Origin of the sequence: uncultured Paraglaciecola sp. (genome assembly GCF_963977085.1) — a bacterium.
In the GTDB taxonomy this organism is placed as follows: domain Bacteria; phylum Pseudomonadota; class Gammaproteobacteria; order Enterobacterales; family Alteromonadaceae; genus Paraglaciecola.
Map to the genome: position 1 here is coordinate 59,104 of NZ_CAXBNC010000007.1, position 16,301 is coordinate 75,404.

The 16,301-nt window shown below is 38.5% G+C and carries 18 protein-coding genes and 1 other RNA gene; 14 read left to right on the plus strand and 5 right to left on the minus strand.

Annotated features, from left to right (window positions below):
* The first annotated feature begins 156 nt into the window (after positions 1–156).
* Complete coding sequence (locus AAC000_RS10255) at positions 157–495, plus strand: 50S ribosome-binding protein YggL (protein ID WP_339722405.1); 339 nt, start codon at positions 157–159, stop codon at positions 493–495.
* A gap of 118 nt (positions 496–613) precedes the next feature.
* Here AAC000_RS10255 and AAC000_RS10260 read toward each other — a convergent pair whose 3' ends face one another.
* Both AAC000_RS10260 and AAC000_RS10265 read right to left on the minus strand, forming a co-directional pair.
* Complete coding sequence (locus tag AAC000_RS10260) at positions 614–961, minus strand: RnfH family protein (RefSeq protein WP_339722406.1); 348 nt, start codon at positions 959–961, stop codon at positions 614–616.
* A 5-nt stretch (positions 962–966) separates the two neighbouring features.
* Entirely contained in the window at positions 967–1,398 is a 432-nt protein-coding gene (locus tag AAC000_RS10265; protein ID WP_339722408.1) for a type II toxin-antitoxin system RatA family toxin, read from the minus strand.
* A 127-nt stretch (positions 1,399–1,525) separates the two neighbouring features.
* Here AAC000_RS10265 and smpB point away from each other — a divergent pair, with 127 nt between their 5' ends.
* The 6 genes from smpB to AAC000_RS10295 all read left to right on the plus strand — a co-directional run bounded on the left by smpB (position 1,526) and on the right by AAC000_RS10295 (position 6,058).
* Positions 1,526–2,002, plus strand: a complete 477-nt coding sequence (smpB, locus tag AAC000_RS10270; RefSeq protein WP_339722409.1) for an SsrA-binding protein SmpB — start codon at positions 1,526–1,528, stop codon at positions 2,000–2,002.
* 389 nt (positions 2,003–2,391) lie between these two features.
* Positions 2,392–2,749, plus strand: a transfer-messenger RNA (tmRNA) gene (gene ssrA / locus AAC000_RS10275).
* Positions 2,716–4,503 carry a replication endonuclease gene (locus tag AAC000_RS10280; RefSeq protein ID WP_339722410.1) on the plus strand — a complete coding sequence of 596 codons (1,788 nt, stop codon included), beginning with the start codon at positions 2,716–2,718 and terminating at the stop codon, positions 4,501–4,503. Before ssrA ends, AAC000_RS10280 begins: the two co-directional genes overlap by 34 nt.
* 41 nt (positions 4,504–4,544) lie before the next feature.
* Positions 4,545–4,985, plus strand: a complete 441-nt coding sequence (locus AAC000_RS10285; protein ID WP_339722412.1) for an SEC-C metal-binding domain-containing protein — start codon at positions 4,545–4,547, stop codon at positions 4,983–4,985.
* A gap of 88 nt (positions 4,986–5,073) precedes the next feature.
* Entirely contained in the window at positions 5,074–5,661 is a 588-nt protein-coding gene (locus AAC000_RS10290; RefSeq protein WP_339722414.1) for a DUF6036 family nucleotidyltransferase, read from the plus strand.
* Positions 5,662–5,683: 22 nt separating this feature from the next.
* Entirely contained in the window at positions 5,684–6,058 is a 375-nt protein-coding gene (locus tag AAC000_RS10295; RefSeq protein ID WP_339722416.1) for a hypothetical protein, read from the plus strand.
* A 51-nt stretch (positions 6,059–6,109) separates the two neighbouring features.
* On the opposite strand, the gene AAC000_RS10300 is transcribed toward AAC000_RS10295, so the two are convergent.
* Positions 6,110–7,063, minus strand: a complete 954-nt coding sequence (locus tag AAC000_RS10300; protein ID WP_339722417.1) for a hypothetical protein — start codon at positions 7,061–7,063, stop codon at positions 6,110–6,112.
* 101 nt (positions 7,064–7,164) lie between these two features.
* Between AAC000_RS10300 and xisR the strand changes: the two genes are divergently transcribed.
* From xisR to AAC000_RS10330, 6 genes are all read left to right on the plus strand, one after another.
* The gene (xisR, locus tag AAC000_RS10305; protein ID WP_339722418.1) at positions 7,165–7,335 is read left to right on the plus strand and encodes an excisionase family protein; all 171 of its coding nucleotides are present in this window, start codon (positions 7,165–7,167) and stop codon (positions 7,333–7,335) included.
* 1 nt (position 7,336) lies between these two features.
* Positions 7,337–8,401 (plus strand): tyrosine-type recombinase/integrase, encoded by a 1,065-nt coding sequence (locus AAC000_RS10310; protein ID WP_339722420.1) that lies wholly within the window; start codon positions 7,337–7,339, stop codon positions 8,399–8,401.
* 20 nt (positions 8,402–8,421) lie between these two features.
* A complete protein-coding gene (locus AAC000_RS10315; RefSeq protein WP_339722421.1) occupies positions 8,422–9,339 on the plus strand; it encodes a hypothetical protein in 918 nt (305 codons plus the stop codon).
* Between the two features lie 190 nt (positions 9,340–9,529).
* Positions 9,530–9,907: a hypothetical protein gene (locus AAC000_RS10320; RefSeq protein ID WP_339722422.1), complete on the plus strand. Its 378-nt coding sequence runs from the start codon at positions 9,530–9,532 to the stop codon at positions 9,905–9,907.
* A 356-nt stretch (positions 9,908–10,263) separates the two neighbouring features.
* Entirely contained in the window at positions 10,264–10,500 is a 237-nt protein-coding gene (locus AAC000_RS10325) for a hypothetical protein (RefSeq protein ID WP_339722423.1), read from the plus strand.
* A gap of 240 nt (positions 10,501–10,740) precedes the next feature.
* On the plus strand, positions 10,741–11,727 hold the full coding sequence (locus AAC000_RS10330) for a glycerophosphodiester phosphodiesterase family protein (protein WP_339722424.1): 987 nt from the start codon (positions 10,741–10,743) through the stop codon (positions 11,725–11,727).
* Between the two features lie 104 nt (positions 11,728–11,831).
* Here AAC000_RS10330 and AAC000_RS10335 read toward each other — a convergent pair whose 3' ends face one another.
* On the minus strand, positions 11,832–12,806 hold the full coding sequence (locus AAC000_RS10335; RefSeq protein WP_339722426.1) for a FecR domain-containing protein: 975 nt from the start codon (positions 12,804–12,806) through the stop codon (positions 11,832–11,834).
* 79 nt (positions 12,807–12,885) lie between these two features.
* Complete coding sequence (locus AAC000_RS10340; protein ID WP_339722428.1) at positions 12,886–13,392, minus strand: RNA polymerase sigma factor; 507 nt, start codon at positions 13,390–13,392, stop codon at positions 12,886–12,888.
* Between the two features lie 285 nt (positions 13,393–13,677).
* Here AAC000_RS10340 and AAC000_RS10345 point away from each other — a divergent pair, with 285 nt between their 5' ends.
* Positions 13,678–16,272 carry a TonB-dependent receptor gene (locus AAC000_RS10345; RefSeq protein ID WP_339722430.1) on the plus strand — a complete coding sequence of 865 codons (2,595 nt, stop codon included), beginning with the start codon at positions 13,678–13,680 and terminating at the stop codon, positions 16,270–16,272.
* Positions 16,273–16,301: the final 29 nt, after the last annotated feature.

A 16,301-nucleotide genomic window follows, 5' to 3' on the forward strand; every position in this document is an offset into this window, starting at 1 on the left:
AGAGTGAATACTTTTTAAATAGCCTTCTGATAACTTTTCTTCAATACGAAATAGCAAAAACTGGTAGTATGCGCCCAATAATCACTTAGTGCCGTTAAATACTCTAGCGCGCAAGATGATTGCTATTCACCCTTTTAAGCTATTACAGGTAACCCCATGTCACAAGAACCAAGCAGAAACAGACGTCAACGAAAAAAAATGCATTTAGACGAATGGGCCATATTAGGCTTTGAATTTAGTTGTACCTTAGACAAAGCATCAGAATCCGACTATGGACTGTTTTTTGATAGTTTAGAAGAATTAGTCAGTACTCAACATCTTTATATGACAATAGAGAATGACAGCGAGACTTTTGAAGGCTTTGTCACTTCAGCAGATCGTTATGGCAATGCCACAGAAGAAGACCGAACTGCTTTGGAAACCTTAATGAATAGTCATTCCATAGTGAAAGATGTAAAAATTGGTAAATTGGTGGATGCTTTTTACGAATTGTAAGTCGTTGACTAAGTTGTCCTATCAATCTAGCTGAATCATGGCGAGCGCAAACGTGACTCGCCAACTTCAATTTGCCAACCCCAATTTCATAGGTAGTAGCAACAACACCACAAAACCATTACTCCTTATTCACAGCCGCTTTGGCTCTTCCTCCCGTCACTTTATTGGCTCTGCCCTCATCTACTGCTTTTTCAGCGCGGCGGCGTCTGGCTTCTTTAGGGTCGGCAATCAGTGGTCGATAGATTTCTATCCTGTCACCTTTTTTGGGTAGGTCGGACAGTTTGCAGGCACGATTCCAAATTCCCACTTTTAAAACATCAAGATTAATATCTGGGAAACGTTTAATAATTCCTGACGCCAAAATAGCTTGTTGCACTGTTGTACCTTGTTCTACCACAACTTCAAGTAAGGCTTGTTTTTCTGGCGTAGCGTAGGCTACTTCTAATGATATTTGTTGGTCTGTCATAAATTTTACCCGTAAACCTGTTTAGCGCGCTCGGTAAAGGCGATCACCATATTCGCAGCAATCGAATTAAATACTCGCCCAAAAGCCATTTCAACTAACTTACTAGAAAAGGCAAAATCCAAGTTTAACTCTATTTTACAGCCTGACTCACTAAGGGCCTTAATTGTCCACCCCCCCGTCAATTGTGAAAAAGGACCATCAACCAAGTCCATTTGAATATACTCGCCCCGCTTTAAGGTGTTATGTGTCGTAAACCATTGGTTAACACCAGCCTTTGAAATAAGAATTGAAGCTCGCATATTGTCATTATCTTGATGCAAAACCTTAGTATCTGAACATCCAGGGATAAACTCTGGGTACAGTTGAACATCATTAATTAAATCGAACATCGATTCAGCACTGTAGGCAACTAGCGCACTGCGAGATACATTGGCCATTCACACTCCCTAATTGGTCAAGATTTAAAACCGCGGTAGATTAACATAAGTCATTTAGATCCATTACTTTTTCAATAGCATAGAATTTTTGTTGTACCACTTCATACAATCTCTATAATACCGCCCTATGAATAAAAAGAACTCCAAATCCACAAATAACACCATTGCGCTTAATAAAAAAGCCCGCCACCAATATAACCTTGAAGATAAATTCGAATGCGGTATGGCATTGCAAGGCTGGGAAGTAAAAAGTATTCGCTCTGGTAAAGTTAATATTTCAGAAAGTTACGTCACTATTGAAAAGGGTGAAGCTTTTCTCATTGGCTCAACTATCCAAGCGCTTAATCAAGCCTCTAGCCACGTGGTATGTGATGCCACCCGCAAGCGTAAATTGTTGCTAAAAAAACGTGAGCTAGACAAGTTAATTGGCTCGGTTGAACGCCAAGGGTATTCAATTATTACCACAGCCATGTATTGGAAGAAAAACTGGGTAAAAGTTGAAGTCTGCTTAGGTAAAGGTAAACACGAACACGATAAACGCGACGCAGTGAAAGATCGTGACTGGGCCCGTGATAAAGAGCGAATGATGAAACACAAGGCGTAACGCTTAGACTTCAAATATATTGATCTATGGTTAGTTCAATCTGTTTTTCCAGCCAAATATTGTCTAAAACCAGAAAAAGGGGGTAATCCCCTTTTTAGTCGAGGTATTTTATAAAATTTCGTTTTTGTGCTGACTTTTGTACCGCCTAGTCAATTTTAGAGCTCATAAGCGCTTTGTAATACGCCACTCAGCAATTAAGCAAAGTGAAAGACTTTAAGACCGATTGTGTTCTAATGTTTTCAATGACCGTATTCCCTTGATTTGTAACCGATATAATAGCTGAATTAACTTTCACACAAGCTTTGTAACAAGATTTCTATAAACACTGTATTCACGGCTAACCAGCTTATGCTAGAATGTACAAGTTGGTAGTTTGCAACCAACAACTTGGGGCTGATTTTGGATTCGACAAGACTCTAGACGCTTTAGGTGCATGTCGAGGAGCGGTTTGCCTCGTAAAAAGCCGCATTTAAATAGTCGCAAACGACGAAAACTACGCACTAGCCGCTTAATAACCGGCAGTGCCCTTCCACTCATACTCTTTCTGCTAGTAGAGGTTCGGAAGGTCATCCCAGCAGGATAGCGAGGGAACCTTGTCTAAGGGTGAACCGCGAAATAGTATTAGGCCAGCTGCAACGAAATCCTGTTTGTCGGAGTTCCACGTAGTTAAATAAAAGACAAAATAAACATGTAGTACCGACGGTTGACGTTTTTTGGACGCGGGTTCAACTCCCGCCAGCTCCACCAAACTGAATGACGGTCTAGACCCTTCTAGACCGTCACATCCCTTTCATACCAAGGCATACAGCCACAACCCTTTAGCCCACCTCTGGGTCTATAAAAGTCCTGATAAGTCCTCAGAATGGCTTAAATATGTCATTGAATGTCGCGAGGCTGACACTTATTCCGACAGAATAACGCAGGGCATTGGCACAAAAGAATGCCGTAAGTTCCGTGCTAAGTTCTTTCAAAATCATTTACCTGTATGTAATGAAGTTGCACGCGAATACTTAAGAATCAGTGAAAAAGCGGATTATATACAAGCCAACCTTTTCTTGTTGGAAATTGAGAAACACTCACTAATAGACGATTTAAATCTGGTCGATAGTCAAAATCACCATATATTTGCTGAAGAAAAATCAAAAATATGCGCTCGATTCAAGCGAACCTTTCCAGAACGGTTTGCTCACAAACTGTCATCCCAACTCATGTCACGTTACAAACTTGGCATCCCTGCAAATTCTGATATTAGCGTTAACCTCAATATGCTTTGCTGTGAAGACTACTGGCTCAAGAAAATTCGCGTGGCTTCATCTAGGGCGATTGAACAAGTTAGGCGTATGACTGGCATCATTAATAAATCAAAAGGTATCTACTGTAGCGATACCGCTCGCGATAATTGGCGTTGGCATAAAGAGCAATCGCAAGAATACCTAGAAAATACGTTTATCGAAAATGAAGATGGTCAAACATTTTCTCTAGCTGACATAGCAAAAACAAATGTATCAAATCCTGCAATTCGTCGATGTGAAATGATGACTCGTATAAGAGGCTTTGAAGAAGTTGCAGAATTTAATGGTGACGTAGGCGATTTTTATACCATCACTACACCTTCAAAAATGCACTCACACAGCACGACTGGAATTAAAAATTATAAATATGACAATACAACGTCAAAACAAGCAAACAACTATCTCTGCAACGTATGGGCTCGTATTCGCGCAAAACTAGAAAGAGAGCAAATTAAAATATACGGCATAAGAGTGAGTGAGCCTCATCATGATGGAACACCGCATTGGCATTTATTGCTATTTACAGCCCCAGAATTCCGCAAGCGTTCAAGAGAAATAATTCAACACTATGCAATGCAGGAAGATGGTAAAGAGGCTGGGGCTGAAAAACACAGATATAAATGCGTTCCTATCGATCCCGCCAAAGGTGATGCGGCTGGTTATATAGCTAAATATGTGGCTAAAAATATTGATGGTGAGTTTATCAAAACCGACTCATACGGCAATGAAGCCAAATCATCAGCTCAGCGGATAACTGCGTGGGCAAACCTCAATGGTATTCGCCAGTTTCAATTCATTGGTGGCCCAAGTGTGACATTGTGGCGACAACTACGTCGCGCAGAAGCACAAGAGAATCAAGAACTAGAAGCTTGCCGCATGGCAGCCGATGCGTCAAATTGGGCGGCTTACGTGATGCTCATGGGTGGTATCAATAAAACTCGACTAGAACGCCCTATTCAACTTGAATATGACTTGCCTCCAAGTGACATTGATTATGAAACCGGTGAACTAGTATTTCGCACAGGTCGCTATGGTCAATCATTGTCCTCTCAAATCACAGGATTCAAAATTGGGAATAATTTCGTCCCTATCAAACGCAAACTGTGGACTATAAAACCGTCTCCACCTGATGACGATTGTCCACTCGCGCACACTTGCGCGAATGGACAATCTTCAGCGGGTGGTCGCTTTGACCTTGGACTTGTGTAAATAACTGTACGGTACAAATTAAAACTAAAAAAAGAGTAAATATGAAAATACAAAGAAACCAAATATGCCCTTGTGGTAGTGGCAAAAAGTACAAAAAATGCTGCCTTATATCTTCACAGGTTAAAGAAGCTTTATCTAAGCAAAGGGCCTTAGTTACAAACGATGAACATATAGAAGACCCTGTATTAATCCAGTATTTCGGCTACAACAAAGCAAGGGCCGAGGGTGAATCCCCATTTGAACTGCCAGAAGAGGGGCTTTGCTGCATGGTGTCTTCTGTTAACAGAGATATACAACGAGAGATAAATTCAAAGGTAGATTTTCCATTGCTTCAGTTGGGCAAAGGACAATGGGTAATCACCGCAAACATTGGTAACGAAGTTAAATTCAGTGGCCCCTACGACTCAGACCAATTGGCGATGGAATCCGCGAGAGAGAAATTTGGTGCTGTACGTTTTATGTCGTCACCTGAAATATTTTAGGAATTTAGCTCTTTAACAATTTGGTAATTGTTTAGCCAAGACATTACACTCTTGGCTAACTATTTATTTCAACTGTCTTAGGATTAATTTGAACTTATATACTGACACGCCATTAGCCTCTGCTATTTTTGAACTATTCGAAAAGTTTAATGAAAAATTAGTCATTCATTTAAACGAATCTCAAACACACGGGGCAATTAAAGCGTTTATTTTTGGTGGATGCGCTATTCATTTATTTACCAATGTAAGAGGCAGTGATGATGTTGATATTGAAATTAGTTCGGCTAAAAAGCTAGATACCCACTCACTAATTTTAGAAGTAGACGACGTATACTACACAGACCCGTTAGAAGGTGACAAAGTATTAAGTTTAGATGATACCTTTAATGTTGGTTTGCCAACCTTACACCCTGACTACAAAGAACGCGTCATACCACTTTCAACAGGCAACACTGTTTTACATGTCTATTTAGTTTCTGCGATAGATATTGCTATTTCTAAACTTGAACGCTGCCAAGCCGATGATGTCACTGATATAGTCGCTTTGTATAAAAAAGGATATTTCACCCTTGAGGAATTTGAAGAGCTTGCAGTAGAAGCTTCTGGTTATTCAATCAATCCAGAAAAATTGCGGTTAAATATTAGTCACGTTATAATCGAATGCGAAAATAGTTAGTTCACTTAAGACAATAGAGCAAATGCAGAATTTACAACACGTGTTTGAACAATTAGTACTCAATCCAGAGCACCCTAAAGCCTCAGAATGGTTAAAGGAGGTCGCTTTGGCATTTTGGTATGAAAATTTTGTTCCTACTACTGATTGTTTCTCAGGCGATAATGTTGCCCAAGCAGGCTTTGTTTTAGATAAATTATCTCGTTTTTCATGTACACCTTTATCGTCTAAGCAACAAGTTAGAGATCATGTATTACCTCCCCTTAAACTACATAGCCAATCAAAAACTGTAAATAGCAGTGATGCCTTGGCAATGGCTTGGGGAGTTAATTCAGACTTAAAATACTCATTTAAATCATTGTTACCCTACCAGCGAAGAAGTTACCAACACGTAGCTTAATTCATTGTATAGAGGAGCCCGTACCGCCTCAGAGAAGATACAATGAAGTTACTACCTCAAACATTTACCTGTTTTAGTAATATGGTCAAAGCTAAAAACATGTTCTTGAGGAGCAATTGCACACCTCCCGACATAGCGGCCTTTAAACTCTCTACTTTTCTCAATGAATAGGTCATCACCACACGACCCACAACGTCCCTCAAAAGCTAATAACTCGATCACCTTTGGTCTCGTTGCCTCTGATTCATCTTTAGGCTTTCGGGTAGTCACAAAAAATAGGTTTCTTATCCTAAATGGTGTGAATATGTCGGGTGATTTAGATACTCCTCTCTCCATCAAGTCATAAATTTTATATAATAAACTACTAGCCACAACAATAATTACCCCTAGCAATAATCCAGCAGAAAGCCCGCTAGCTGAGCCTTTAAAAACAAAATAAGGGACTAACGCAATTGAAAGTACACACAAAACCGCTACGAAAATAAACCAAAAGGAGTTTCTACCTTCAAGTTCTATTTTCATTAAACTTTTCATCCACCATGTAGGTTTAGGTAATCTCACAACCTTGTAAGAAACAACATTAGAGGCTTTATGTGTTTGGATCTGTGCGCTACTTTTTAAAATTAATCCATGAGTCGTCTTTGCCCCTCCTTTTACATCATCGGTATTAAAGTCCAATAGATATTCGCAACCTGACTTAATCATAAATTGAGACAAGCTCGAATCATCTTCCAGTAGGTCAATAAGCTGAGGTCGATAATTTCTAATTGTTGACGGGGCTTTGTCTGGAGATTTTGCTTTCGGCCAAACTAGTTGAAAGAGTTCTTCATGTGTAAACCGAATATCAGGAATATCAATATCATGCTTAATAAATTCAAAAGACTTATCGACCATTTCACTTAACAACCTTTCTGCCATTTTCAATGTATTACGGTTGTCTTTAAAATATTTTTTCGCAACAAGTAATACATTACGCAACTCTTGTATATCTTGACTTTCAGACATTCCCTATCCTTTTTTTCAACGGGTTATGAACGGGTATAACACCTGTTTTACCAGACCTACTCAGCCCATTCTAGCCCTGAATTTCATACGAGGGTATTTAGATGTACGTCACAACAAACAAACTTTCAGAATTAACAGGCTACACACCAGAAGCTATTCGCAACAAAGTCAAAAAAGGTGTTTGGCATAAAACCATTCATTACATCAAAGCACCCGATGGGCGTTTGATGATGAACGTCGAAATGATTAATAAATGGATAGAAGGAAAATAAAGTGACAGTTAAAGAAGTTAAAAATGGGTATAAAATTGATTTCTCATTCGATAATGAAAGATTTATTGAAACAATTAAATTTAGACATAGTAAGTCTAGTTTGACTGAAGTGAATAGACTTGAAGGGATATTCTATGAAGCAATCTATCGGAATGATAAAAGAGCACTACAAAATTATCCTCATAGTAAAATTTTACGAAAAGCGTTTAAGTGTGAATCCGATTCTTTCACGATAGATCAATATTCAAGTATTTGGTTTGGTCGCCATCAGGCTAACTGGTCACACACAACAATTAGGGATTACGGCCAAAAATATAGAACCCATATCAAAGAAAATTTTGGGGATATTACATTGAGAGAATTCACTCCTAGTATGTACCACGACTGGGCAAAATCACAGAATCTAGCTGGTAAAACAATCAACCATATACGTAGTATTTTAAATCAAATATTTAAAGAAGCATATTTGGACGAAGTCATTGACGTGAATCCAATTGAAAAAACTAGGCGTTCCAAAGTAATCCAAGAAGAGCCTGAACCCTTTACACAAGATGAGATAACTAAAATACTAGCTGCTTTAGAAACGCCCTATCGAGAATTTTTTCAGTTCGCTATTTGGACAGGGCTTAGGACTGGCGAACTATTAGCCCTACGCTGGCAAGATATAGATTTAAAAAATGGGCTGGCCCATATTCGAAAAAACATCACTTTAGGTAAAGAAAAAGAACCTAAAACCAAGGGAAGCATTAGAAAAATTGAAATGTTACCTGAAGCAATTGAAGCTTTAAATTCTATAAAAAATTCAAAATATTACGATAATTTTAGAGTGTTTATTGACCCAAAAACCAAAACCACGTACAAATATGCTGACGGGTTACGAAAATATGTTTGGATGCCAACACTCAAGCGTATAGGCGTTACGTACCGTTATCCTTATCAATGCCGCCACACTTTTGCTTCAATGATGTTATCAGAAGGCAAAAACCCAATGTGGGTAGCGTCTCAAATGGGGCATGCTGACTGGGGGATGATAAGAAAAACATATGGTAGATGGATAGCTAATTAAAACAAAAAAAAGGAGTTGAAATGTCCACAAAATACGAAGAGTTATTTAATATTTCCTATGATGGTGAAGGTGAACTAATTGTTAACCATTCTATGGATTCCCAGTTAGTAGCCTCAAGTATTTTGGCCTTAAATTCGATTTATAAAGAAGCATTTAACGAAGCACAAAAAATCTATCGTGATAAATTGGATATTACGTTGTACCTAGATGCGAATGAAGCATCAAAAGGATTTGAGCAGGGCTCTCTGAAGTGGTTGCTTAGACTTGTCGGATTACAATATGAAACTCAAACCAATATAACAAATGTTGTTTATTTCAAAAAAGTCCAGCAAGCAATTGTGACCGTTATAAAACTCTTAAAGCGACTTCGCTTTAACGATGCTGTAATAAAAATAACTCAAACAAAAGAGGGATACGCATTAGAAATTGATGAGGAAAGCGTATTATTGGATGAAATAGAATATGCTATTTTATCGAACGAAAACATTAGAGTTGGGATCGCAAAATTATCAGAACCCTTACTAAAAGATGGATTAGAAACATTTGAATTAAACTCTAATTCAGAGAGTAGTTTCACTATTAATAAAGAGGAAGCAAGAAATTTATTTATTAAGCGTTCCCATAAAACGATACTTGATGAAGGAGAGTTTGAAGATGTTTTTTACATTGAGACACTGAGTTATAATCCTGAAGCGAAATGGAAACTAATATCTACAACAGACAAAAAGAAAACAATCTCAGCTACAATTATCGATACACATTTCTTAAAACGCGTTTCATTAAACCAAGAAAAGTTTTCTAAAGATGACTTGCTCAAAGCTCGAATTTCTTATTATGCACAAAAAGCAAAACATACAGGGAAAACTGTCTATACATACAGTATAATTGAAATATTAGAACATATACCGGTCAGTGGAGACCAAGGTAAATTGTTATGACATTATTACTTTTCATAGTTTTTGCTTTAATTTTACTTCTGTATTTATGGCCAACTTTAGTTTTCTTTGCTACGCACAAACGTGTAAAAGTAGAAATTAAGGATAAAAAAGGACGAACAGAAAACGTTACATTGTTTCTTGAAGATGAAGATCCTCTATGGAAGGCCATCCTAAAGCATAAGCAAATTCTATGAGCGCAAATGCAAGCGGAGGAAGTAAAAAAAATGTCATAAGCGCATCGATTATTACAGCCGCGGTATTATCGACTCTGCTTACTATTTCCGAAAACATTGATCCGAATAGTGCTTTGAAAGCTTATTTAACTAAGGTAAACCTGTCACTTTTATCTTCTTTTATATCAATTTTAGTAACTTATATTTTTTCTTTCACGGCATTCTATATCCATACAGCTCTTCATGAAATGAAGTACTCTAGAAAAGCGAGGGTAATTGAAACTTTAATTGAAAGTTGCGATAGCCCGTCTGATAAGGCAGAATTTGAATCTCAATTATTAGAAACGAAAAAACAATTGGCGAGTAGTGTCATACACGAGAAGCCATTAAACTGAAAAATAATTACTTAAAGCCTTGAAAAACATATGAAAACTAATAGTTCAACTCCCGCCAGCACCAAATTAGGGCCTAATTCTTTGATTTATCAATGGGTTAGGCCTTTTTAATTTAAAGCTAATTCGGCATGTGTCACACTAAGGTGCACACAGTGTCATATTCTCTCCCATACCTAATCGTAAACCGTCATAAAACTTTTTATTTTAGATTCATGATCCCAATGCTTCTAGTAGAAGGTAAAAAAATTCTTCGTGAAATACGTTTTTCACTGAAAACGAAAAACTCACGCCGAGCCCTATTACTATACCAATACTTAATTCCAATCATTACTCTAAAAAAACAAGACATTGCTAACATGACAATTGAACAAACAAAAATCGAAGCTCAGATGGAAGACATAAAAAAGAGCATTAACGGAGTAATTAACGAACAAATCGGTAAACTGCGCGAACATGCCGCCAACAATAGCGATCATTGGAAAACTGAGTTGGCTCAGAGACAATTAAAAGAAACAATAATTGAACACTTTATGTCGCCAATCGTTGATATAATTGAAGAAAACACCAAAAATGTATCTGTTGTGGACACGTAAATATTTACTCCCTCTCTTATCTCTTAACCTCCAAATTAACTAATCAGTACTACGTGAGTAATATTGGAATTATTACTAGTGAAAATTACACTACCTCACGATATTCAGAAAGGTTGGTGGCATTTACTAAATACTCAAGTTTGATACTGTTCTGGTCAACATTTCTAAATAGAAGATGTGGGTTTATTCATTTATATCGTTTTAGTCCTTACTACAAGATAATATACGGGCATATAAACTATGAAAAAAACCACTTTTGTACTTACCATCTTTTTGACTTTAATCAGTAACGCACAACCAACGGATAACTCACCCGATTCGACCTCTCACATTCAACTTTTACGTCAAAAAATCACAACATATGACGATCCATACGTTTTTGTTATTGCTCACCGAGGTTGTACCGCTAACGCGCCAGAAAACTCAATCAAGGCTATCACGGACTGTATTGAATTAGGAGTTGATATGGTTGAACTAGACGTAAGGAAGACTGCAGATGGAGTTTTAATATTAATGCATGACGACACCCTTGAGCGAACCACAAATGGTCAAGGAAAGGTAAGTGATTATAGCTATGATGAGCTCACCCAACTTGCCCTAAAAACGAAGTTTGGTGGTGAGAATGCACCAATTACTGGAGAACGTATCCCCACCTTTGAACAAGCAATGTTAGTCGCAAAAGACAAGATATTGGTAAATCTAGATGCCAAAGCAGATGTCTTTAACGATGCTTTCAATGTATTAAAACGTACCGACACACAAGACCATATTTTAATGAAAAAATGGCTTAAACCTAGCGACACCGCGCTTTCCCTGCAAACACCTTTTAACCAAGTATTATCAATGCCTGTTTTAGCACATCCAAAGGCATATCAATCTAAAAATTACTTTTCTGCCATTGACTATCGGGCGCAGCTAGAGACCCATCCAATAGCTGCAGAATTTATTTTTGATTCCTTAGATTTTGCATATCAGATTAGTCAGTTAGCTAGACAAAATGGTGTGAGATCTTGGCTAAATTCTTTGACAGGCTGGACTAGCGCAGGGCTAGGCGATGCACAAGCACTGAAAAACCCTGATGCAGTTTGGGGGATGTTTTTAGCTATGGGTTTTAGCATGATCCAGACCGACCACCCTAAACAACTATTGAATTATTTAAAAAAAATGAAATGTGAGCATCTACCGAATTGCAAAAGGCACCTGACGTCTATGCAGTTTGATAGATAAAAACCAAGGAATCTAAAAACGCATAGCTAATTTGCTATGCGTTTGATTTAATACATTATGGGGATAATATTTGCTTACTAATCCTTAAAAAACCATTATGTCAGCTAACTTTTCTTAACTTGCACACCTGCTTGTTCAGTGAATGAGATCTCTATATCAGAAATTAAACTCAACTGTGTTAACACTGTCCCCAAATTATCGAGATAAATAATTCCGCTATATAATTCATATCCACTAATCGAACTGACGATGAGCTTTTCGGGAAAATATCGATCAAGATCTTTGAGTATATTTACTAGCGTCTGATTTTCAAAAACAATAGCACCGGAACGATTTGCAGAGGCATTATTAAACGGAATAATACGGTCGTCATTTTCAATAGAAACATTATTCCCAACAGTCAAACGTAGTGATGAAAATGCCCCAGTCGGCGTAACACTTACAACTCCCTTAGTCACCTCAACATTGACTCTGCCATTAACATACTGTACATCAAACGACGTACCTAATACTTTAATTGTATTGTCGCCAGCACTAATCTCAAAGGTTCTTGTAGGATTAGGTTCCACATCAAAAAATACCTCTCCTTCAGTTAATGTTATATGTCTTAATTGTGTTGAATATCGATAAGCCAACTTTGAACTAGGTTTAATAGATAATAAGCTACCATCTTCTAACTCAACCTGACGAGATTCGCCTTCTGTCGTTTCAATAAAAACGTATTCATTTTCGGTAGACGCCTTGTTAAGTGAAAAGTATGACCACAAAATAACGACAAGAACCGACGCTATTGATGCCGAGGTTAAAGACTTAGGCAAAGTAAACCATTCTTTAATGACGACATAAAAAGGTTTAGTAGGTTGCGAACCTGAAGATAAAGCCAAAACTTCTGATAAGTTTTGATCACTTACAGATGTCTCCAGCCATACTTCTTGAGCTTGCTCAAATGCTTGACGATTCTCGTCCGATTCAGCCAACCATTTCTCAAAATCTTGCCAATCAGACTCATCGATTTCGCCAATATCGAATCGCCGCGCCCACTCGGCGGCTCTGAATAGAATTGAAGAGCTATTAACCATAATTGACCAAAATATCCTTACAAAATATTAAGTTCACACTACTGCTTATAATAATAAAACGTGATATCACACTTTTTCCTCAGCTTTTTCTGGTTTTCAAACGTTCCAAGGCAGTAGAAACGTGTTTTTCTACCATGCTAAGGCTAATATTGTGTCGCTTGGCGATCTCTGTTTGCGATAAGCTTCTAAATCTAAAATCAATAAAAACATCCCGGCACTTAGGGGGTAATAGTTGCAACATCGCTATAACTGAAGTCAATTCTTTTTGGGCATCAATGGAGCGAGGAATATCCACTGTCTCATCCACAAACTCTTGTTCATCATCGTTATCGGCATTGTTTTTAACTACCACATTCTGGGGTAGACTGGTTTTTAAACTCCGCAAATAGTCGATGAAAATATTTTTAGCAATGCGAAATAGCAATGATTTAACAGCGTTTTCATCTACATCATAGTTTGCCTTATGGTAGCGAAGAAACACATCTTGAGTTAAGTCCTCCGCCTTATCCCGATCGATTCTTTTAGTGATGAAAAAGGCCAGTATTCGATCTTTGTATAGAGTATATATTCGCTCAATGGACAGCATAACTTAATGATCTTTCTATAATTCAAGGCGTCCACATCGTCATAACAGACCGTTTCATAAACGCAAAAAAGAGCGGATTTAATACACGCAACTAATGAGTGATTGTCGCTAATCTAACTGCTTACTTTCCTTTCGTCAAAGACAAACTTAAAGTATTTCATAAATAAAAACCTGCGGTTTTTTTGTGCCTTCTCGTTTTGCATCTACGAACACTAGATTTAACTAGTGTCAGCTTGGAATGCTCCAACCATATTTGCCCAAATAGAGAAATTAGGAAATTACAACATGACTGAACGAGTTTTAAATACAAAAAAAAAGCAAAATCAAATTTGCTTAACACTATCGTTGATTAGTCTAGCAACATCTAGCTATTCATTGAGCATACAAGCACAAGAAGCCAATGCAGAAGAAAATTTAGAGACAATAGCAGTAACTGGCTCTCGTTTACAAAATCAAAAATCGATCAATACAAAACGCCTAGCCGTAGGAGTTATAGACACAATATCTCAAGACGAAATCGGTAAACAACCAGATTTTAATATTGCTGATGCGGTGCGCCGCGCCGCTGGCGTGAGCACTGTGCGAGATGAAGAAGAAGGTTTATTTCTGTCAGTCAGAGGATTAAATCCTGATTTCACCTTAGTAACTATGGATGGCGGAGCGCTAGCCTCTTCAGACTTTTCTGCTTTAAGACGAGTGTCTGTTGAAGCAATGCCAGCCACAGTAATTCAACGCACAGATATAATAAAAACTCGTTCAGCTGAAACCGACGGCAATACCATCGGTGGCCAAGTTAATTTTGTAACTCGTAGTGCATTTGATACTGATAAATTATTCGCAACGTTATCAGGTTCTATCGGACAATTCACTGCAGATCAATATGATAGAGTAGACAATAAGCCCGCTATAAAGCTCGACGGAACAATTGCGGATACCTTTGGCAATCAAGCAGAATTTGGATATGTTTTTGCTGGTAGTTACTTTCGTCGAGACCAAGATGAACAAAGAGCACTAAACTACTATAACTCTGATTATTCAGTTCCTACTTTCAGTGTATGGAATGGCATTGAAAATCCCATGGAAAGGCTCGGTGGATTTGCAAAATTCGAATATCGAGCCAATGAACAATTATCAATGGAATTAAGTGGTCGTTATTTCGAACAAAATGAAACATTTGTGCGAGCCAGCACAGTAATGTGGGGAAGCACTAACAACCTAATCCTAAACGATACTAATTCTGGCACAATCACCTCAGCTGGCGGCGATCTTGAAACGTTAATCACCCATAATGGTAAAAAACAATACGGATTTAATTATTCTTCAGAATACAAACTTAATGATGATACAGTTGTCGATCTACGAGCATCTTACGCCTATGGTGAAGCTACTGATGGGGACGCGGGTCGTTCAGATACCACCTTTGATTATATTGGTGCTGCAGGTGGATTGGACTATCACTATGCCTTTAATGAAAACGGCATGCCACCTCAATATACTTACCTCAACCCTGAGTTAGCTGAAAACCTCGATAACTATGCTTTAAGCACTGTTGAAACCGATACTGTTGTTAACGATGGTACTGTATTTGACATGGAGACAAACCTGCAACACTATTTTGGGGGCTCTGGCTTTGACCTGAAAACGGGTCTTCGTTATCGGCGTACCGAACGGTCGTACGACCCAAATAATATCGACATTAAATACATCGGTGATTCGCCTCTCTTACTTTCTCAATTTGCAACGCTTTCCAGCCAGTATCGCCCTCCCTATGCGCCGATTAATTCTCCTATCATCGATAATGCGGCGATTATTGCTTATAAAATGGCCAACCCTGCATTATTCAATGATGTCACGAATCAAGATAACCTGCTAAGCAGCGACTTCGAAATTGCTGAAAAGGTCTTCGCCGGTTATGCATCTCTGGGCTATCAAAACGATGAGTTGCAAGCTCATGCTGGCTTAAGAGTTGAAAAAACAGATTTGCTAACCGATGCCTATGCCCGTACCAATGGCATACTTGCCCCGATCCAAGGTAAAAATGATTACACCAACCTCCTACCTTCTGCTGGCCTAACTTACGATTTAAGCCAAGATATTAAAATTCGTGCAAATTACGCCAAAGCCTTGGGCAGACCCAACTTTCCCGACCTCAACCCTGCGCGCACACTCACTGAGTCTGCCGGCATTACCACTATCAAAGAAGGTAATTCCAAGCTAGACCCTAGGGTGGCTGATAATGTTGACTTGTCTTTTGAATATTACTTCGATGAAGGCCGCAGCCTAGCTTCTGTTGCGTTGTTCTATAAAGATATCAAAGATGAAATCTTTACATTACAAACACAAACAACCCAAAATAATGCGCCTGTTATCACCACCCATCCACTCAACGCATCGGATGCTACGTTAAAAGGTCTGGAGCTGAACCTAATTAAAGACCGCTTGGATTTTTTACCCGGTTTTCTGTCTGACTTTGGTGTATCGGTTAATTACACCTTTATCAAAGCCGATGCCACGGTGTTAGCCACCGATGGCTCTGCCAGACAGGTGGATTTTTTAACTGAGCAACCAAGAAATTTAGCCAATGCAGCGCTCTTTTATCAACAAGGGGATTTTGAAGGACGGCTTTCTTATAACCTCACCGGCCGTTACGCCGCATCTATCAACCCCACCAACCCAGATAGCGATGACTTTATTGATGATTTTGACACCATTGATGCGCAATTTCGTTGGCAATTCAATCAGAACTTTACGCTAATGGTAGAAGGCAGAAACCTGACTAATGAAAAAAATGTCAGGTTAACCGGCCCTAATCGTAGTCGTAATGAAGATTATTCTGTCTTTGGGAAAGCTTATTTTGTCGGGCTGACTTACCACTACTAACGGTACTTCAGCACTGCAAGCCACCGACC